Annotated in this window: 17 protein-coding genes and 1 riboswitch; of the genes, 11 read left to right on the top strand and 6 right to left on the bottom strand. The window is 38.6% G+C overall.

Features of this window, described 5'->3' with window-relative positions:
- Positions 1 to 91 precede the first annotated feature (91 nt).
- Complete coding sequence (locus tag ACJ004_RS06680) at positions 92 to 2,299, top strand: SpoIID/LytB domain-containing protein (RefSeq protein ID WP_410891976.1); 2,208 nt, start codon at positions 92 to 94, stop codon at positions 2,297 to 2,299.
- A gap of 131 nt (positions 2,300 to 2,430) precedes the next feature.
- On the opposite strand, the gene ACJ004_RS06675 is transcribed toward ACJ004_RS06680, so the two are convergent.
- From ACJ004_RS06675 to ACJ004_RS06665, 3 genes are read right to left on the bottom strand one after another with little or no spacing between them, the layout of a single operon-like run.
- Complete coding sequence (locus tag ACJ004_RS06675) at positions 2,431 to 3,144, bottom strand: 2OG-Fe(II) oxygenase (RefSeq protein ID WP_410891974.1); 714 nt, start codon at positions 3,142 to 3,144, stop codon at positions 2,431 to 2,433.
- The gene (locus ACJ004_RS06670; protein ID WP_410891972.1) at positions 3,134 to 3,676 is read right to left on the bottom strand and encodes a methylated-DNA--[protein]-cysteine S-methyltransferase; all 543 of its coding nucleotides are present in this window, start codon (positions 3,674 to 3,676) and stop codon (positions 3,134 to 3,136) included. Before ACJ004_RS06670 ends, ACJ004_RS06675 begins: the two co-directional genes overlap by 11 nt.
- A gap of 19 nt (positions 3,677 to 3,695) precedes the next feature.
- The gene (locus ACJ004_RS06665; protein ID WP_410891970.1) at positions 3,696 to 4,292 is read right to left on the bottom strand and encodes a bifunctional transcriptional activator/DNA repair enzyme AdaA; all 597 of its coding nucleotides are present in this window, start codon (positions 4,290 to 4,292) and stop codon (positions 3,696 to 3,698) included.
- 204 nt (positions 4,293 to 4,496) lie between these two features.
- Here ACJ004_RS06665 and ACJ004_RS06660 point away from each other — a divergent pair, with 204 nt between their 5' ends.
- The 3 genes from ACJ004_RS06660 to ACJ004_RS06650 all read left to right on the top strand — a co-directional run bounded on the left by ACJ004_RS06660 (position 4,497) and on the right by ACJ004_RS06650 (position 8,375).
- Entirely contained in the window at positions 4,497 to 5,321 is an 825-nt protein-coding gene (locus tag ACJ004_RS06660) for a formate/nitrite transporter family protein (protein ID WP_410891968.1), read from the top strand.
- Between the two features lie 193 nt (positions 5,322 to 5,514).
- Positions 5,515 to 6,513 (top strand): VanW family protein, encoded by a 999-nt coding sequence (locus tag ACJ004_RS06655; RefSeq protein ID WP_410891966.1) that lies wholly within the window; start codon positions 5,515 to 5,517, stop codon positions 6,511 to 6,513.
- A gap of 104 nt (positions 6,514 to 6,617) precedes the next feature.
- Positions 6,618 to 8,375, top strand: a complete 1,758-nt coding sequence (locus ACJ004_RS06650; RefSeq protein WP_410891964.1) for a bifunctional metallophosphatase/5'-nucleotidase — start codon at positions 6,618 to 6,620, stop codon at positions 8,373 to 8,375.
- A gap of 51 nt (positions 8,376 to 8,426) precedes the next feature.
- On the opposite strand, the gene ACJ004_RS06645 is transcribed toward ACJ004_RS06650, so the two are convergent.
- Positions 8,427 to 10,109 (bottom strand): hypothetical protein, encoded by a 1,683-nt coding sequence (locus ACJ004_RS06645; RefSeq protein ID WP_410891963.1) that lies wholly within the window; start codon positions 10,107 to 10,109, stop codon positions 8,427 to 8,429.
- 167 nt (positions 10,110 to 10,276) lie between these two features.
- A riboswitch (cobalamin riboswitch) is annotated at positions 10,277 to 10,475 on the top strand.
- Between the two features lie 129 nt (positions 10,476 to 10,604).
- On the opposite strand from ACJ004_RS06645, the gene ACJ004_RS06640 reads away from it, so the two are divergent.
- From ACJ004_RS06640 to ACJ004_RS06630, 3 genes are all read left to right on the top strand, one after another.
- On the top strand, positions 10,605 to 12,896 hold the full coding sequence (locus ACJ004_RS06640) for a ribonucleoside-diphosphate reductase subunit alpha (protein ID WP_410891962.1): 2,292 nt from the start codon (positions 10,605 to 10,607) through the stop codon (positions 12,894 to 12,896).
- Positions 12,897 to 13,150: 254 nt separating this feature from the next.
- Complete coding sequence (locus ACJ004_RS06635) at positions 13,151 to 14,197, top strand: ribonucleotide-diphosphate reductase subunit beta (RefSeq protein WP_410891961.1); 1,047 nt, start codon at positions 13,151 to 13,153, stop codon at positions 14,195 to 14,197.
- Complete coding sequence (locus tag ACJ004_RS06630) at positions 14,194 to 14,661, top strand: flavodoxin domain-containing protein (RefSeq protein WP_410891960.1); 468 nt, start codon at positions 14,194 to 14,196, stop codon at positions 14,659 to 14,661. The genes ACJ004_RS06635 and ACJ004_RS06630 overlap by 4 nt, the downstream gene beginning before the upstream one ends.
- Before the next feature lie 55 nt (positions 14,662 to 14,716).
- Here ACJ004_RS06630 and pepF read toward each other — a convergent pair whose 3' ends face one another.
- Entirely contained in the window at positions 14,717 to 16,531 is a 1,815-nt protein-coding gene (gene pepF, locus ACJ004_RS06625; protein ID WP_410891958.1) for an oligoendopeptidase F, read from the bottom strand.
- Positions 16,532 to 16,726: 195 nt separating this feature from the next.
- Here pepF and ACJ004_RS06620 point away from each other — a divergent pair, with 195 nt between their 5' ends.
- From ACJ004_RS06620 to ACJ004_RS06605, 4 genes are all read left to right on the top strand, one after another.
- Positions 16,727 to 17,206 carry a PaaI family thioesterase gene (locus ACJ004_RS06620; RefSeq protein ID WP_410891957.1) on the top strand — a complete coding sequence of 160 codons (480 nt, stop codon included), beginning with the start codon at positions 16,727 to 16,729 and terminating at the stop codon, positions 17,204 to 17,206.
- Between the two features lie 255 nt (positions 17,207 to 17,461).
- Positions 17,462 to 17,842 (top strand): CidA/LrgA family protein, encoded by a 381-nt coding sequence (locus ACJ004_RS06615; protein WP_410891955.1) that lies wholly within the window; start codon positions 17,462 to 17,464, stop codon positions 17,840 to 17,842.
- Positions 17,823 to 18,518, top strand: coding sequence for an LrgB family protein (locus tag ACJ004_RS06610; protein WP_410891954.1), 696 nt, complete (start codon positions 17,823 to 17,825; stop codon positions 18,516 to 18,518). Before ACJ004_RS06615 ends, ACJ004_RS06610 begins: the two co-directional genes overlap by 20 nt.
- Before the next feature lie 142 nt (positions 18,519 to 18,660).
- Positions 18,661 to 19,143 (top strand): hypothetical protein, encoded by a 483-nt coding sequence (locus tag ACJ004_RS06605; RefSeq protein WP_410891952.1) that lies wholly within the window; start codon positions 18,661 to 18,663, stop codon positions 19,141 to 19,143.
- Here ACJ004_RS06605 and ACJ004_RS06600 read toward each other — a convergent pair.
- A complete protein-coding gene (locus tag ACJ004_RS06600; RefSeq protein WP_410891950.1) occupies positions 19,085 to 20,005 on the bottom strand; it encodes a TetR/AcrR family transcriptional regulator in 921 nt (306 codons plus the stop codon). The genes ACJ004_RS06605 and ACJ004_RS06600 overlap by 59 nt on opposite strands.
- Positions 20,006 to 20,074 lie beyond the last annotated feature (69 nt).

The following is a 20,074-nucleotide window of genomic DNA, read 5'->3' as shown; positions in this document are numbered from 1 at the left end:
TTTACCAATATTATCATATTGTTAATAAATAGATTCATAAAGTATGATTCTATTTATTAGGACTTTATACTCTTATGAATGGAGAATAAATTTGAAAAAATTGACTGCAGGTTTCTTGGCCTTCCTCTTATTGTTTAACATGCTGAAAATAGGTGTGTCAGCTGAAAATTTAGAACCAAAAATAAAAGTGAAATTGGTAAATAATCTTGGTAACAAAACCGAGATTACTATAAAACCAACTGGTACTTATTTGGTTGAAGATTCAACAGTCCAATTAACAACTGGTAAGTCGTATCTCGTAAAATACGATAATAATAAAATTACGATCCTAGATGGAACCATACCGTTATATTCCTCAGAAACCGTACAAATAATACCAGCTAACGAAACTAACTATTTATCTATTAACAATCTGAAATATTTGGGTTCATTTCAATTTGTTCCTGAAAATTCAAAGTATGTTCGACCAATTAATGAAATTTATTTAGAAGATTATTTAAAAGGCGTAGTCCCTTCTGAAATGTATATGAGCTGGAACCGTGAGGCCTTAAAAACGCAAGCGGTAGCGGCTAGAACCTATGCACTATCCTATAAATCGATAACTATCGATGATACGATTAATTATCAAGTATATGGTGGTTACAATTGGCAACCCAATAGCTCAGCGGCAGTGGATGAAACAAAAGGGGAAGTCCTTAAGGTAAGCGGTCGACTTATTAGTGCTGTTTTCTCTGCAAGTAATGGCGGGAAAACAGAATCAAATGCCAATGTCTGGGGTTCTTCGCCTCTCTCTTATTTGCCGATTAACGATGATCCTTTCGATGCTAAAACACCATGGAAATTCTTTGTAAGTAAACAACAATTTAATCCAGCCAATTTATCATGGAGTCAAATGAAAGAAAAAGATGTTACCATTACAAATACGATAAAAGCGTGGATGTCCACTCATGGCTTTGCTGGTAAAGAAATAAAAATTACAGCCATTCCTATCCTAAGTTTATACACACTAACATCAGGTGGTCGTGTATCGAAAGGGGATATAACGGTTGAATTTTTTACAAAAGATCAAGTTGACGAAAATGGTGCGTATATCCCACAAAAAAAAGAATACAAAAATGTAGCAGCGTCACAAATTCGAGCCATGGTTGGCATTCGGACGATGTTGAGTTATCTTGTTTCAAGCATTGCAAAAACGGACGAAACCATTACAGTATCAGGATTTGGTGATGGCCATGGCGTAGGTTTAAGTCAATGGGGTGCCCAGAACCGTGCTGAAATCGGACAGCAAAAATACAATGAGATTCTCGCCTTTTATTATGAAGGCGCATCTATTGTAAAAGAATATGGTGACAGACCACAGCCGGTGGTTCAAGATACGGCTGAACCAACCGAACAAACAGAAACGACAGAACAAACAGCTGGGCCGACGGATGAACAAGCACAAGGAGGGCCATCAGCATCAACTCCTGCAGGGCAAACAGATGAACAAACAGCAGTAGAACCAGCCGTACCAACACCGATTGAAGATAAAACCGCCCCAAAAATAAGTGAAGTCAAAATAAATGTCGATAATTCGAAAAATAAAACTTTTATAAGCTTTAAGACTAACGAAAAAGCAAAAGTAACTATTTATTTAAAGGACAGCAATGGCAAGATCTTCGCTTATTTATTAAAAGATGCTCTAACAGGAGTAGGTACGATTACCAAAGAATATAACAGTTATTCTTTATCCAATGGAAAATATTATGCAGGGATCATTACCGTCGATTTGAGTAATAACAAATCTTCAGCATTACCATCCTTTGAAGTAAAAAAAGACACGACCGCTCCTAAATTTAGCAGCGTTAAGGCAAGTGTAGATAACAAGAAAAATAAAGCAGCTATTTCTTTCAAAACAAACGAGACGGCTAAAGTAACCGTATATATTAAAAACAGCGCAGGTAAAATCCTCAGCTACTTAAAAAAAGATGGATTAACAAAAGCGGGTACCATCAACCTAGGATACAGCACCGCATCCCTTACAAATGGGAAGTATTCAGTGGTGATGTCAGCTACTGACTTCAGTAAGAATCGTTCAAGTGCAACATCATCCTTCATTGTAAAAAAAGTAATCAAAACAAAAACCGGAAAAGTGAAGGTAACACGACTGAATGTACGTGCCTCAGCCACTACAAAAAGTAAAGTAATTGGTACATTAAAGAAAAATCAAACAGTAACGATTATCTCAACAACCGGCTCATGGAATAAAATCAAATATGGTAAAAAGACAGGTTATGTATCAAAATCATATATAAAATAAAACAACTGGATATCCTTGTCCAGTTGTAAACAGTAAAAATCTCAGGATTATTTGGGAAATAATACATGAAAAGAGTGGCTCGAAGATTTCTTCCAGCCATTCTTTTTTTGCTTATTTTGTCATTTCTACAATTATTTCGCATCGTGGAAAATAATTCCTAAACCATAGCGAGAACCCGATGTCACTGTACTGACCCCATGCCTTATAGTCGCCCGATAATAGCCACGCGTTCCTTCGATGGGACGATAGTTCGTTGGAAAGATGAGTCCTTCACCTTGTTCCAGTGTAATGACATGCCCGCGGCTTTGAGCCCGTGGCCGTTGTTGGACAAGAATGGATTCACCACCGGTATAATCTTTCTCCCTTTGATTTAGTACAAAAAGCACTTGGAATGGAAAGTACACTTCACCATACAAATCCTGGTGCAAACAATTATAACCGCCGGTTTCATACTTAAGAATTAACGGTGTAGAGCGAGTCTGCCCCTGAACGTGACAGTATTCGAGAAATTCTGACAGGCTGGGTGGATAAGTGGGTTCTTTTCTAAGCTGCTCTAACCAGCAGTTTGCTGTTTTGGCAAGTTCCGGGTAGAAGTCAGTGCGTAGCTGTTGCAGTACTGACGGGAGGGGAGCTTGATAATATTTGTACTCTCCTTCCCCGAACCTGTATCTCTTCATATTAATGGTGCTCCTGAAATTAGCTGGATTCTCATAGGTATGGATCAGTTCCTGGCATTGATCCGGATCCAATAATGGAGGAAGTTTAGCAAAGCCCTGCGTATCTAGGATTTGCTGCAATTCCTCCCAGTCAAGTGCTGCGATCCGGTCGGAAATACTATTTGGCATGAATGGTCATTCCCTTCGTGTGGGCAGGCTCTTTTTCCAATTCCAATAGCGATTCCTTCATCTCTAAACCACCCCGAAAACCAGTGAGTTTCCCATTCTTCCCAATCACGCGATGACAGGGAACAGTGATTAAGATCGGATTAGCCCCAATCGCAGAGGCCACGGCACGAACCGATTTAGGCTTTTGCAGGATTTCCGCAATTTCCGTGTAATGATGTGTGCACCCATAAGGAATTTCATTTAAGGCGTTCCAAACAGATTGTTGAAAGGGAGTTCCGTAAAAATCGATTGGAAAAGTAAACGACATCCGCATTCTTTGAAAATATTCAGCGAATTGGTCAGCATATATCTGTAATCGATTATCATCTTGCTCCAATTGGTGCTGGGGAAACTTTTTCTGCACCCAGTTTTTTAGTTCCTCAAATTCTTTATAATTGGACCCAACATAACAAAGTCCTTCTGCTGTTGCTGCAAGGTACATTTTCCATGGGCCATGAACGAAGAGACTCCAGTAAATTATTTTCTTATCCATTGAAAAAAATCTCCAATCTTTATTTCTTTCGGTTCAAATGACGATATTCTGATGGCGTATAGGTGGTTATTTTTTTAAAAAGAGTGGCGAAATAAGCTGAATTCGGGATTCCCACTTCCATGCTGATTTCATTTATCGTTTTATCTGTAGTTTCTAGATTCTGCTTAGCATGAGTAATTCGTGTCTGCTGGATATATTGAATGGGGCTTATACCTTTAATCTGCTTAAATGTCCGCTGCAAATGATAAGGACTGCCGTGACAAATATCTGCTAAGTTTTCGAGTGTTAACGGTTCGTTAAAATGCATGTCAACGTAATTAGTAATCTGTCCTACCCAGTCTTCATTTGGGAGACGAAGTCCGTTTGGCTTACAGCGTTTACAAGGGCGGAAATGTTCAGCCAATGCATGTTCTGCTTTTAAAAAAATCTGGACATTTTCAATTTTGGGAGCTTTGGATTTGCAGGATGGACGACAGAAAATACCGGTTGTTTTAACACCGTAAAAAAATTGATCATCGTATGAACAATCATTATTGATAATGGCCTGCCATCTTTCTTCTGTCAGACTGCTCTTATCATTACAAACCTCCTGCATTTTGTTTACACTTTTCACCATATCACCTCGATAAACAGTATACCTTTATTAAAAGAGTGAAGTAAGTAAAATTGAATATAAAAGCAAGATTACAAAGATAATTGTAAGCGCTCTAAAATAGTTAAAGAAATATTCACAGGATTTTAGAAGAATTTGTTATAAAATGAATATGTTAAATATATCACAAAGTAAAACACTCTAGTTTTTTAAAAAGGAGAACATCTGATGGGATACAGTAAACCCGAAAAAATCATGGAAATTACCGTCGAAAATGGAGTGAAAAAATCAAATTACCCTCCTTTACAAACACTGATTTTAGGTTTTGAAGCAGGTGCCTTCATTGCTTTAGGTTATTTACTTTTTATTCGCGTAACGGCAACTCTCACAGGTAATTTAGAAGGGTTGAGTAGTTTGATTGGTGCGTCTGTTTTCCCAATTGGTCTTGTCCTCACATTGCTTGCAGGCGGAGAGTTATTAACAGGCAATATGATGGCTGTGCCACTAGCTCGAATGGCACATAAGATTAGCACGAGGGACGTTATTTATAATTGGTTTCTTGTAACAGTCAGTAACTTTATCGGAGCAATTTTTGTGGCTTACTTTTTTGGACATATAATTGGCCTTACGGAAACAGGACCGTTCTTGGAAAGAACAATTAGTATCGCTGACCATAAATTAGAAGCTACTTTTCTCCAAGCCTTTATTTCGGGGATAGGCTGCAATTGGCTCGTTGCTTCGGCTGTGTGGCTTTCTTATGGAGCCAATGATATGGTTGGAAAAATTACCGGTATTTGGTTTCCGACCATGGCATTTGTCGCGATTGGTTTTCAGCACGTAGTGGCGAATATGTTTGTGATTCCTGCAGCGATCTTTGCAGGGCATTTTACTTGGTTAGCTTATCTGGAGAATTTTATCCCTGTCTTTCTAGGAAATGCGGTGGGCGGATCGGTATTTATTGCGATGGCCTATTGGCATGCCTATAAGAAAAATGAACGGACTTTACCTGAACCGAAAACGATTCATTCCATGATGAAGAGTAGCGTTAGATAGATCAATGACATGAAGAATAATTTAGTTTCTTGTGATTAATTCAGCTCCTTTGTCAAAAGGAGCTGAATTTTTTTCTAAATAAAACTTATCAATCATATTGCCATGTTCATGTGAATAAAATCGGAGAATGAATGGACTGCAATTGGAAGTCCTAGGTCACTGCATGAAAATATAGGATAAGAGGTTAGGGGAAATGACAAAACGTTCGTGGGTAATTTCAGTATTAGTCATTTGCAGTTTACTTTGGCTGGCTGGTTGTACAGGGAAAACAGTGAATGAAAAGGCGGTGGAGGAAAAGGTTACGGAGCCTAAACAAAAGCCAGTTCAAACACCACAAGAAGAACCACAGAAGGAGGAAGCACCAAAACCGATTGCGGTCAATGTAATTGATCCAACTACAAAATCCATTATTAAAACCTTCCTTCCAGTCGATATGGGATTTGGAACAGATAACGATGCGTATAAAAAGGAACTAAAGAAGTGGGCACAGGACCTGGCAAGAGGAACGGAAAGTACCGCTGGCTATGACCAACGAATGGTCCTGGATAAGATGGATGCTAATGGTCAGATCATTAAAGGAAAACCGAGAATTATTTTAGAAGAAACAGAATTGGTTGAAAAGGTGATAACAGCATCGGCAGCGGGAGGAGACGTGGAACTGCCCCTATATGTGACCGAGAGCGGCTATAAACCGGAGGATGTGAAACATTTAGGGGAAGTTGTCGTTGCAACCTTCACCACAAGATTTAACAGCGGGGTCGTCGGCCGGTCAAAAAATATCGAATTGTCGGCAGAAGCGATTAATAATTTCATTGTTGGAGCCGGAGATATTTTCTCTTTTAATACTACAGTTGGGCCAAGTGATGCCAAGCACGGTTATCAAAAAGCGAAAGAAATCGTTAATAAACAGTTAGTTGATGGAATTGGCGGCGGGATTTGCCAGACTTCTTCTACCTTGTTTAATGCGGTAGACAAATTAGGTGTTAGTTATATTGAAAAGCATCATCATTCTTTGTCAGTCGGTTATGTGCCTGCAGGCAGAGATGCCACCGTATCCTATGGCGGTCCCGATTTCAGATTTCAGAATACGAACGGGGCCCCATTTATCATCAAATCTATCTACAAAAAAGGATCTTTAACAATTGAAGTAAGAACATCAGCTGCCTACCAAGGTCTGATGGCGAAACATTAACGGGTGTCAGGTACCATGACTTTATGCCATGAAAAACATGTATATTCCTTCCTTGGAAAACAAAAAATACCATGGTTCTTTGAAAAAATAGTAGGAGGATTTACATGGCATGGCTTAAAAAAGCATTTATTTCTTTGACTCTCATTTTCTTATTGGGAGGATTTGAACATCAAAGTGCAGCAGCTAGGGACGTTAAAGATTCTGATCAACCTAATCAATCGATACTTCAATCCCCGTCTGTTGAGGCTAGCAGACAAAAGCCAACAAAAGGAAAGGACCAAGGATTATCGGAAGACTATCATGGTCATAAATCGGATCGTCCAGAAGCGAAAAATCCTAAAAAGGGAAAAGCACCTGCAGCGAATAATCGGTTCATTCAGATTCAACTTTTAGGAATTAATGACTTGCATGGTCAATTAAATGTTACCCGGAACGTAAACGGGAAACCAGCTGGACGGGTTGATTATTTAGCCGCTTATTTAAAACAGCGCCAAGCAGAAAATAAAAATACGCTTCTGGTTCAAGTTGGAGATATGGTCGGAGCAAGCCCGCCCGTTTCCGCCCTTTTACAGGATGAACCGACAATTGAAATCTTGAACAAAATCGGTTTTGATATCGGAACTGTTGGTAATCATGAATTTGATGAAGGACTAACGGAACTGCTTCGCTTGATTAAGGGAGGATCACATCCGAAAACGGGCAATTTTGCAGGTTCCAATTTTCCATGGATTGTTGCGAATGTGATCAATGAAAAAACTGGAAAAACGATTCTGCCGCCTTATCAAGTGATCAAAGTAAATGGAATGCCAATCGGCTTTATCGGTGTGGTGACCACTGAGACTCCGACGCTGGTTGTCCCGAGTGGTGTGGCGGGATTAAAGTTCACAGATGAAGTAGAGGCGATTAATCGGAATGTAGCGGAGTTGAAAAAACAAGGGGTAAAATCGATTGTCATTTTAGCTCATAACCCAGGTACATCAGGTCCAAATGGAGAAAATCCAACTGGGCAACTTGTGGATATTGCCAATCGTGTAGACGATGAAGTGGATATCATATTTGGCGGCCATAATCATGCCTATATGAACGCAACGATTGATAATAAATTAGTGGTTCAATCCTATTCCTATGGCACAGCTTTCTCAGATGTAGATATTGAGATTGATCCAAAAACCAAGGATATAGTTTCAAAGACAGCAGAGATCGTAACTACGTTCCAGGATGGAGTAAAGCCAGATCCAGACATTAAACAAATGATCGAGGGCTATGAAGCAAAAGTGAAACCCATTGTTAATCGGGTGGTCGGGTCTTCAGCTGAAAGTCTGACCGCTAAGCAAAATGAGAATGGAGAGTCTGTCCTTGGTGATTTCATTGCCGATGCACAAAGAAAGGCGCTGAATACCGAATTCTCATTTATGAATCCTGGTGGTATTCGAGCAGACATCAACCCTGGTGAGATCACCTGGGGAGAAGTTTACACCGTTCAACCCTTTAATAATGACTTAGTCAAAATGACGATGACTGGACAGCAGATTCGTGCATTGCTAAACCAGCAGTGGGGTGCAACCAAAACGAACATGCTCCAAATTTCTGGTTTAAGCTATACATGGGATCCAAATAAACCAATCGGGCAAAGGGTAGTGAGCATTAAGCTTCCAGATGGCACGGAAATTGATTCAAATAAATCTTATTCAGTGACAGCGAATATCTTTCTTTCTGGAGGCGGCGATGGATTTACCGTATTCACCCAAGCACAAAACAAAGATATTGGTCCCGTTGACCTTGATGCATTAGTTAACTATATTTCAGCCCAACCTAAACCGTTCACTAATCAAATTCAAAGTCGTATTCAAAGGTTTCAGTAAAAAATAGGGTGTCAGGCACCAAGTGGTGCCTGACACCCTATTTTTGTTATCCTATTGTAAGGCTTCTATTGCTAACTCTTTGGCGGGAAGGAAGTCATCGCCGGTGTCGAAGTAGCTGATGGTTACTTTATCTCCTTCTTTTAGGTAGATAGCGAGTGGTTCTTTTTCTGAAGAAATCATAAAGTTTTGGCGGTTGTTTAATAAGAATGAGACAACGGTGAAATCTCCGCTTTTTTCCTTATAGACTCTCATCACTGTACCGCTGATTTGTTTTTCTTCTGCTTTAGAACTTCCGTCAACAGTGCCCTTGCCCCTTTGTAAGGCTGTTTTATATTGTCTAAGAGCCTCATTTGGCGTGTTGGCGTATACGGAAATCTCTGGATTAGCTGCTGATACAATAAAGTAATTTTGCAGAAAACCGTTTGAATCCAATACGGGTGTTAACCAACTTGCTTCCCCATAAAAATTATAGAGAATCGGCATTTGTCCAAGCCATTTCTTTTCAATAAATTTCTTTTCAATAATCTGCAAGGCCCCTTGTGAATCCATATAAGATTGCTCTGGGTTTCCGGTATAAAAGGTTGCTTTTCCAGTCCGTGAGTTAGTCAGCGAGTAACCAAGCATGGAATCGACACCTTCTTTAGGACTGGTGAAATCAGTGAAATAATACATTGTTCCATTTTCATCAAAGATCGGACTTACATTTGACTCTGTTCCTTCATCAGAGGGGAGTTTTACGTCAGACTTTCCGAATACACTATTCCAAAATCCATGAACGAGGTTCCCATAATAACTGTTTTGCAAACTCACGGCTTCAGGAGAGACGGCCCCATCGATAAATTCGGGGACATCTGATAACGGGTATTCTTTCATTGCCCCAGTTTTTGAATCGACGACGACGAGCCCTTTAGTTGTAAAGCCATTTCGAGCAGAAATAAATTCTCCATAGGTACGGATATAAAACGGTTTTCCATCCTCGTCAATTTCTAATTGAACATCACCATAGAAAATTTTCTTCGGATATTTCATGCGAATCTGCCGCTCAATATTTTTATTAAAATAAGAGGAAGGGTTATATACCATATCTGACTTGATGAATTTAGGATTAGCGCTGGAATCAGTTGCACTCAATGTAAAATAGCCAGGTGTACTTTCTCCTTTCCACCATTTAAAAAATCCTGAAAATTCAACGGGAGCTATATATACATAGTCACCGTGCAGCTTTTGAATTTGCAGGTTTCCAAGCTCATAGTAGCTTGTGTTCGGTACTTGCCCAAATGCCTTTTTCATTTTGTTACGGGCAAACTGTGGCGGAACACTGGCAGGTGTTTCTTTTTCATCAAAGGTTTGAATCTCCACCTTTTCAGCCATCTTGGCCACTTCATATTTTTTATCAGCATTAAAAATAAAGGCAGTTAAGAAATAAATCCCCAGGCAAAGACTTGCGAGGAAAAGTAGTCCTTTGATCTTTCTTTCTGTACCATTGGAAAGAACGGCTCCAGCAGCGGAAACAATAATTGCTAACGGCCATAATGAGGTGAAATTTCTATCAAAATTACTGAAATAATAGAATGAAAACACAGCTAGCATGAGAAGCACAACAACAGCAATGGAGACACCGATATTTAGTTTTTTTCCTTCCTTTTTACTTGCTTGATCATGTTTAAAAATAGGTATTAGAATAAGTGCCGCAGCAATCCCGATAATCAACGTAAATAGAAATATGTTCCCCATATAAATGCCCCTTTTCAACTTGATCTTTCTTCATTTACGGATATGAACCCAGATAAGTTTCATTTTTATATAATAATAGACTTGAAATATTTTATTTACTATACTATTATTTAATTTAATTGATTCACTATATATTGTTTCGAATGATAATTATAAAACTATATATTGTGTTAGCCTTAAGAGATGATGCCATTGTGGCTTAAAAGGGAATCTGGTGTAAATCCAGAACTGCCCCCGCAACTGTAAATGCTGACGAAATGAACAAACCACTGTATAAAACTGTCTAATTGATTAGGTACTTATATGGGAAGGGTTCAAAGTAGGAAGAAGTATTAGTCAGGAGACCTGTCTTTCTTAAGTTGTTTCAACTTCTTCGGGGATTGAGAAGATGAACGATGGCGACAAAAGGGATTTGATTTTTTTCCATTTGTATAGTTATCGTTTCATCCGCTCAATTACCGTTGAGCGGATTTTTTTATTATAGGGGGAATTGAAATGATGACTAAGGAACTACAATCCGAACTTCATTATGTTTTAGAAGCTATTGAACAAGTTACAGGACAATATCAAATTAACACAACAGAACTAAAAAACCGAATAAGCGAACTGAATGTAACAGAGTTAGAAGCAAACCAGCAAGCATTACTTTATGCAGTGAACCAAATTGCTATGGACCAACCGGATTGGACATTTATTGCTGCCCGCTTTTATTTAAATGAATTATATGGGAAATCTGCAAAAAGCCGCGGATATGACCGTTCTTTAAAATATGGTGACTTTTATAAATTATTAAAAGTATTAACCGATATCGGGATTTATTCTAATGATCTATTAAACTTATATAGTAAAGATGAAATCGATGAATTAGCAAAAGAGATTGATCCAGATAAAGATTTTTTATTTAATTACATAGGTTTATTTTTACTGGCGGATCGTTATCTTGCTCAAGATCATAACCGAAATGTATATGAACTCCCGCAGGAACGGTTCATGATTATTGCCATGACTCTTATGAAGTATGAAAAGCAGCCGATCCGCCTCCAACTTGTGAAGGAAGCTTATTGGGCATTAAGTAATTTATATATGACGGTGGCAACCCCGACTTTAGCGAATGCAGGGAAAAGCTTTGGGCAGCTTTCCTCCTGCTTTATTGATACAGTTGATGATTCCCTTGATAGCATCTATTTAAATAATTGGGATATTGCTCGGTTAAGTAAGGATGGCGGAGGGATTGGGATCTATTATGGTAAAGTTCGTGCACTTGGTTCCGATATTAAGAAATTCAAAGGAAACTCTTCAGGTGTGGTGCCGTGGATAAAATTGGTGAATGATACAGCTGTCAGTGTCGATCAGTTAGGACAACGCCAAGGTGCCATTGCGGTGTACCTAGATTTGTTCCATAGAGATATTATGAACGGGTTTCTCGATTTGAAAACAAATAATGGAGATGAACGCCGTAAAGCCCATGATATTTTCACAGGTGTCTCTATACCCGATCTTTTTATGAAAAAATTGGAAGAGAGAGATGAGCAGGGAAGAAGTATTGGACAGTGGCATACATTTTGTCCCCATCAAGTAAAACAAATGATGGGTTGGAAGGATGAACATGGTAACCATTTAGGACTTGAGGATTTTTATGATGAAACGGATGTTAAATATTTTTCTGAGAAATATGAAGAAGCCATTAAAAACCCGCTTCTACCTCGTAAAACCTACCGAGCAATGGATATTATGACACGGATCATGGTGGCTCAATTAGAAACAGGCACGCCATATATGTTCTATCGTGATGAAGTCAACAGGCAAAATCCAAATAAGCATGGTTTAGGTAAAGGCCGAACTTCTATTTACTGCAGTAACTTATGTACAGAAATAGCTCAAAATATGTCCGCAACGACAATTATAAACGAGTACCAGAATGAAGATGGCCATATCGTGATGGTTCGGAAGCCAGGTGATTTCGTAGTTTGTAATTTATCTTCTATAAATCTAGCAAAAGCAGTTCCTGCAGATGTCTTAGAGCGATTAATTCAAATCCAAGTAAGGATGCTCGATAACGTTATCGATTTAAATACAATTTCGGTTGGACAGGCGCAATTAACAAATAAACGGTACAGAGCGGTGGGTCTGGGAACGTTTGGCTGGCACCACCTTTTAGCCTTGAAAGGGATATACTGGGAATCTGAAGCGGCGGTTAAATATGCAAATAGTTTATATGAAGAAATTGCGTATTATACGATCCGTGCGTCAATGGGACTAGCAAAGGAGAAAGGGGCTTACAGCCAGTTTAAAGGGTCTGAATGGGATACTGGGATGTATTTCGAACGAAAAGGTTACCTATCAGAAAGGTGGAATGAGTTAAAGGGTGCTGTAGGTACTCATGGCATTAGGAATGGCTGGTTAATGGCGATCGCTCCTAACTCATCAACGGCGAAAATAGGAGGCTCGACAGATGGTATCGATCCTATCTATTCGGTTGAATATGCAGAGGAAAAAAAGAACTTTAAATTTAAAGTGACGGCACCTGATTTAAATCATAAAACCTACGAGTATTATCGTCGTTCGAGACATGAAATAGATCAGATTTGGAGTATTAAACAGAATGCAGCACGCGGTCGCCATATTGACCAGGGGATTAGCTTTAACCTTTATGTAAGACACGATATTAAAGCCAAAGACTTGCTTAATCTTCATATGGAAGCTTGGAAGCAAGGGTTAAAGACCACTTATTATGTGAGAAGCACCTCGCAAACAGAAATCGACGAATGTGAGGCATGCCATAGCTAACACCCTTTTAGATCACTGTTTTCTAAAAGTTTGTTGTTCTTGAAATAAGATGGAAAACATTCTAAGTAGTACTGAGCAGCCCGAATACACGAAGACTCCTGCGGGAGTAGTGAGCAGGGTGAGACCCCACTGCGAGGTACGAGCGAAGAGGCTCACACCTCACCCGCGGAAAGCGAAGTGTATTCGGGCTGCGGGTTAATTAACAACATTCTTTACGAAAACTGCTTTTAGATTAGATTGAAGGAGAGTAAAATATGGATATTCATTTACCAATGTCAAGAATTAAACTACTAAATCCTGAGTTTCCTAATAAATCAACGGGGATCATCAACGGACATTCATCAGGTCTGCTCAACTGGAACGATATTGCCTACCCTCAGATATACGATTTATATCAGACTTTATTGTCAAATTTTTGGAAGGCCCAGGAGATTAATATGCAAGATGATATTAAACAGTGGGACCTTCTCAGTTCAATAGAACAAGATGTGTTCTTGCGAATTAATACACAACTTGCTTCATTAGATAGCCTGCAGACACCTACCATGTGTCAGGTGATGGACTATGTGACTGATTCTAGTTTTAAGGCAATATTTGCGGTTATTGCCCAGCAGGAAGCGGTACATAATGAATCGTATTCCTATATATTAAGTTCACTTGTACCAATAAGTGAGCAAAAAGAGCGTTTTAATCAAGCAAAAAATGATCCAATCGTACGAAAAAGAAACCAATTGATTCTAGATGCATATGAGAGTTTCCGAGACAATCCTACACCGCAAAATTTATTTCAACTAGGTGTGAACTCTATTAATCTTGAAGGCATTTATTTTTATGCTGGCTTTGCTTTTTTCTATCACCTTGCCCGTCAGCAAAAAATGCTAAAGACAAGTACGATGATAAGTTATATTCAACGAGACGAAATGCAGCATGCCTATTTTATGGCACAGTTTCTACGAATTCTGTTAACAGAAAATCCGGAATTGAATACAGAGGCGAATATTGATTATGTGTATAAAACGGTAGGACAAGCTGTCCAGCTTGAAAAAGAATGGGCCCATGTGATTTTGAAGGATATCGATGGTATTGACTTGAGCGAGTACGAAGAATACACCGAATACCTTGCAAATAAGCGGTTGCGCCAGCTTGGATTACAGAACTTATTTAAAGAGAGAGAGAACCCCATGCCGTGGATCCATGTTTTTAGTGATGAAATGATGAATGAAACAAAATCCGATTTTTTTGAACAGAAGTCAAGGACCTATGCAAAGGTAACCCAATCAAATGGTTTCGATGAATTATGACAATGGCCATTGTATATTCCTCAAAAACTGGAAATACAAAAGAAGTAGTTCATTTGATTTGGCAGTTATTTTTAGAGGAAAAGATTGATGTCACTCTTTTTCGAGTTGAAGAATTTCCTATCATGGATTTAACTAATTACGAGGCCGTTGTGATTGGAACTTACACGTGGGGAAATGGCGAAATTCCTTATGAAATGATGAAGCTTTATCGTGCCTTCGAAACACAGGATGTAAAGACGGTACTGACAGGTGTAATTGGCACAGGGGATAGTGGTTACCCGAAGTTTTGTGGAGCGGTTGATGAATTTAAGGATATGCTGTACGTACACACAAATTTAATGGTTACTCTGAAGCTTGAGCTTAGCTTACAAAGGAATGATATGGTTAAGTGCCAAAGATTTGTGAATATTTTTGTAAATGAATTAAGCAGAAGGCAAAGAATAGGTAGTCAATCAATGGATTGACTACCTATTTAATGGAAATCGGGACCCAATCAGTAATACCCGGTATTTCACTTAATTATTGATAAGACATTTCTAGTTCCTCAATCAAGGATCCGACATATTCTACTGCTTTCTTAATTGGATCCGGCTTCGACATATCTATCCCTGCATGTTTTAATAACTCAATTGGTTTCAATGTCCCACCGGCACGGAGAACCTCGAGCCACCGGTCAACTGCAGGCTGACCTTCCTCCTGAATTAATTGAGCAATTGTAGTCGATGCCGTCAATCCTGCTGAATAGGTGTAAGGGTATAAGCCCATGTAATAGTGTGGCTGACGCATCCATGTTAAGCTGGCACCTTCATCGATTTCCACGGTGTCTCCCCAGAACTCCGATAGGACTTCACCCGTTACTTCCGTTAAAGTTTTGGCGGTTAACGAAATTCCACTTTCAGCGAGAGCATAAATTCTGCGTTGATATTCTGCTTCATGTAAGTGTGTAACAAAGTTATGATAATAGGTTCCAAGCAATTGTAGGATGACCCAGCGGCGCATTTGTTTATCATTGGTTGTGGATAGCAAATGCTGACCTAATAGCATTTCATTCATCGTTGAAGGGGCTTCAATGAAATACATCGATGGACGCACATTCATGATTCGTTGATTTTTATTTGCTAAAAAGAAATGTCCCGCATGACCCAATTCATGGGCTAAGGTGAAACAACCGCGCATATTATTCTGCCAAGTAATAAGAATAAATGGGTGTGAACCATAAGGGCTGGAACAGAAGGCTCCCGTTGATTTCCCTACATTATCGGCAAGGTCGACCCAGCGCTCTTTAATGCCTTTTTCAATGATGCTGCTATACTCAGGTCCCATTACTTTTAACGAATTCAGAATGATTTGACTTGCTTCTTCATATGTTGTTTCCGGATTAAAATCAGGGTCTAATGGTGCCTTTAAGTCACAAAATTTCATCTGATCCAGCCCTAGAATTCGCTTCTTTAACTGCGCGAATTTGCGCATATGCAGTGCTAATTCTTTATAGATAATTTCGATCTGATTGTTATACATTTCAGGGGTTACCTGGTGCGGCTCGAGAAGCATATCGATCACTGAGTCATACCTTCGTAAGCTTGCCAGGGTCACTTGTTTTTTGACCTCGGTGGCAAACGTCGCTGCCATGGTATTTTTATATTGCTTTAACGTTGAGACAAAAGATTGATAGGCTTTCCTGCGGACATCTGTATCAGGTGAGAATTCATATCGACTTTCAAACAATGCAAACGATACGGGTAATTCGTTACCATCCGCATCTTGAATCGGAGCGAACTGCATATCCGCTAACTTTGTCATTTGATAGATTTGATAAGGAGCCCCTTGTAATTCTCCAAGTGCCGCCAAGGCTTCTTCCGTTTCAGGTGAAAGCTTATGCTTTTTTGTTTCAAGAAGCTCCATTAAGTTTTTCTTATAAGCGGCGAGTTTAGGTTCTTCTTGCAGGTATTGTTCAATGATTCCTTCTTCAAAAGCAAGGATTTCTGAGTTAATAAATGATAAACTAGCCAAACTTTTTGTCCGTAAGGCAGAAAACTTTGCCATATTTGCCTGATTTTCAGGATCAGAGCCATCCGCTGATTGCTTTAAACTAGCATATGTCCACGCTTTGATGATTTTCATTGATAACACTTCTTGAGCACATAAACAAGCCAATAAAGCTTCAGAACTTGTATGTAAGGTACCTTTAAATTGTTCAAACTCTACAATTGCTTTTTCAATGTCTATTATTTCAGCTTCCCATGCTTCTTCGGACAGAAATAAATCAGCAAGGTTCCATGTTAATTCTTCGGGGACTTCTGAGCGAGTAAGCCGTTTCTCAACCGTTCTTTCCATCAAATCTCCACCTTTTTATTCATTCGTAATCCTAATTAATATCTTATATTATTTGAAAATTTAGTCAATTATTTTGGTGTCAGGCACCATGTGAAAAAAGTTCATAGTTTAAATAATAAGTCAATTAATTGACCGGAGAAAATTTTCAATGATATCATGTCAATGAAAGCGTTTTCGGAAGAGGAGGAGAATTTAATGGTAGAAAAGGTAGTAAATGCAATTCAAGATGTGTATCCGGATGATTTTGCCTGGTGTTATGGCTGTGGTCGGTTAAATGAAGAGGGGCATCATTTTCGGACAGGATGGAATGGGGAACAGACGGTAACGATCTTTACACCAGATAACAACCACCTTGCATTGCCAGGTTTTGTTTATGGAGGAATTGTTGCTTCATTAATTGATTGTCATGGGACTGGTTCAGCTGCACTCGCACTCCATCGGAAAAATGGACATGAAGCAGGGGATGGAGCAGAGCCCCCAAGGTTCGTGACTGCTTCATTGAATGTGAACTTTCTCAAACCCACACCACATGGTATACCTTTAAAAGCAATTGGAACCGTACATGAAATACATCCTAAAAAGTTTAAGATCGAGACAGAGGTTTACGCGAATGATATTCTCTGTGCCCGTGGAGAGGTCGTCGCTGTTGTCATGCCTAAATCTTTTCTTAAATAGGTATTTAAATATGCAGTTTTAGCCGTTCCTACTAGTGGGAATCGGCTTTTTTTGCTTTATGAGGTGCAATTTGAAAAAAAAAGTAAGTTATTCTAACATGAATGAAATCAATTTTAAAATTTTTATGTTAGAAACCATTCCATATTTACAGAAAAACTCAAAAAGGTATGCAATACTGACTTAAAGAAATAAATTGAGATCACATTTATTAAAAGAATCATAGGTTATTAGTCTAAAAGCAGGGAGGTGAGCCAAATGGTTCGTACTATTGCTCAGTTTATCACAATCTTAGGGATATATTTGATTGGAACAAGGCTCGTTACTTGGCTTAATCTTCCTGTCCCAGGAAGTATTGTTGGGATGGCTCTCTTATTCATTGGATTGCTGTCAGGTGTTTGTAAGCTCAAATGGGTCGAAGCAGCCGCCCAGCTGCATATTAAACATATAACTCTTCTATTTATTCCATTTATAGTAGGTGTTTGGCATTTTGCAGGGATTTTTCGAGTAGAAGGAATAAAATTAGCAATCATCCTAGTAGCAAGCAGCTTGGTTGTTCTTCTTGTTACAGCATTTATTGCTGAGTATTTAGAAACTAGAAGAAAAAGGAGTGAAAAAAATGGGAACCATGATTTCTAATCTATTGTTATGTACCAGCATAACTGTTTTGAGTTATGCAGTAGGAAATAAGGTATTTAAAACTTATAACAAGGCATGGTTAAATCCGTTATATACTGTGACTGTGTTCATCATTGGTTTATTGACGCTTTCTCATATTCAAGTGACCCAATATTCATCTGGAACAGGAATTTTTTCACTTTTATTAGGAACTGCTACTGTATCACTTGCTGTTCCCTTATATACTCATGTAAGAATTATTAGAAAAAACTTCTTAATTATTTTCTGGGCAGTCATGCCAGGTACAGTGACTGGTGTCATTTCAATTCTCTTGCTGACGAAATATTTACACATGAGTAAGGAAATTATGTTTTCGCTTATTCCAAAATCGGTCACGGCTCCAATTGCCTTATCAGTATCCCAGTCATTAGGTGGAATTCCGTCACTTACGATTTTGTTTGTCTGTATTTCGGCGGTATTTTCTTTAATGATTGGGCCATTTCTTTTAAATTTTACTCGGATTAAAAGTAGAATTGCAAAAGGCTTAGCGTTAGGAACCTCAGCACAGGCAATTGGTGCCAACCGTGCATTTGAATGGGGAGAAATAGAAGGGGTCATGGGGAGTATAGCGATGATTGCCTCCGCATTGATTATGTCCATTATAATACCCCTATTAATGCAGCTTTACCTATATTAAAAACTTCTTACTCCCATAAAAATAATTTCAATACCGTCATCTTAAAACTAAATTTAATGAAAATGTAATATTCTTTTCCGTAACCAAAAATACCCATCCGTCGTCTTATTATATAGAAATAGATAAATAAGGAGGCGAACGGGTGGAGGGGATTAGAAAAATAGCTGTTACCCTATTGATTGTTTTGGTCATAGGATTTGGTCTAGTTGTTAGCAGTTTTGGTTCTGCGATTTTTCAGGAGGGGAATCCATTACCATTAATTATTTCTGCCATGAAGCTTCACTTTTCCGATTCTGAATTTGAGCTGTTCTCAAAAACAGAAAAACGAAGCAGATACTTGTCCGAAAGTAGTGGAAATAGCAGCTATAATGTGGTAAAAAAATATATGAAATCAAAAGGGTGGAAGTTTCAAGAACAAATGGGATCAGGGTTAATCTTTACAAAGACTGGTGAAGATGCCATCGTTGTGGTAAAACAATATTCAAGGAATTATTTTATTTGGGAAATCCAGCAAAGTGCTGGTCAAATAATCAAAAAGTTACATACACAAACCCCTAATCCTTGGATTAGGGGTTTGTGTCATCCTCTTCTGATAGATTATAAAAAGCCTCAATCAGTTCATTAAGTTGTTCGAGTTCTTTTTTCCAAACTGGTTCAGGGTTTTCCTTTAAAGATAACAGGGCACTTTGAATAAGAAACTTTCTTGGTGATCTTGTATGGATGATTTCTTCTTGAATAAAATCTAAAAGTTCATTGTATTTGCTTTGCTCTTCTACAACCTGAATGCTCTTCATTATCGATGCCTTCATGGTCGCAGCTATTTTCATCAACTGGGTGATGATCTCTAGATTGTTTTTTTGGCAGCCAGGGACCCATTTTTCTAGCGTTTTAGGTTCAATTAATTGATCGCCAGATTCAGAAACCTCATCAACAATTTTAACCAAGCGCGCCACACTGTAGCGAACAACACTGCTTACTTTTTCGCCAGATTCATGGGCCATTCTATTGTATTGCACATTATGTTGTAATATCCCTTGAAACATAATCGCGCAGTCTAACAGGAAAGGTTTTTTCTCTTCGCCGAAGATGTCGATAAACCGATTGTAATACCAACGCAGCGAATTTAAACGACTCCGTTGGACAAATTGTTTGAGGTCGGCATCATTAGAGGACAATACCTCCTCGTATAGGGCAATTAATTTATATTTCCTATTAGTAATCATTTGCATTTCCACTTGCTTAATGAAAATCTCAATACTTGAAGGTTTTTGACCGATTAATAAATCGTTTCGCTCTTTTTCCAGCTTCTTATAAATTGTTTTATAAATCGCGATTAATAATTCGCTTTTAGATGAAAAATAATTATAAAATGTCCCTTTTGAAATTCCGCTATAGTCTAAAATATCCTGAATAGACGTGGCTTGGAATCCTTTTTCGATGAATAATTGATGAGCCATATTTACTACATGCTGCTTCCGGTCATTCATAAGATCACCTTTATTTCAATTTGTACTATTAGTATAAAAATATAGTACCATTATTTAAAGCAACAATAC

It is taken from the genome of Neobacillus sp. 204 (genome assembly GCF_046562815.1).
In the GTDB taxonomy this organism is placed as follows: domain Bacteria; phylum Bacillota; class Bacilli; order Bacillales; family Cytobacillaceae; genus Neobacillus.
The sequence above is the reverse complement of the archived record's forward strand: the minus strand, read 5'-3'. Positions and strand labels throughout refer to the sequence as shown.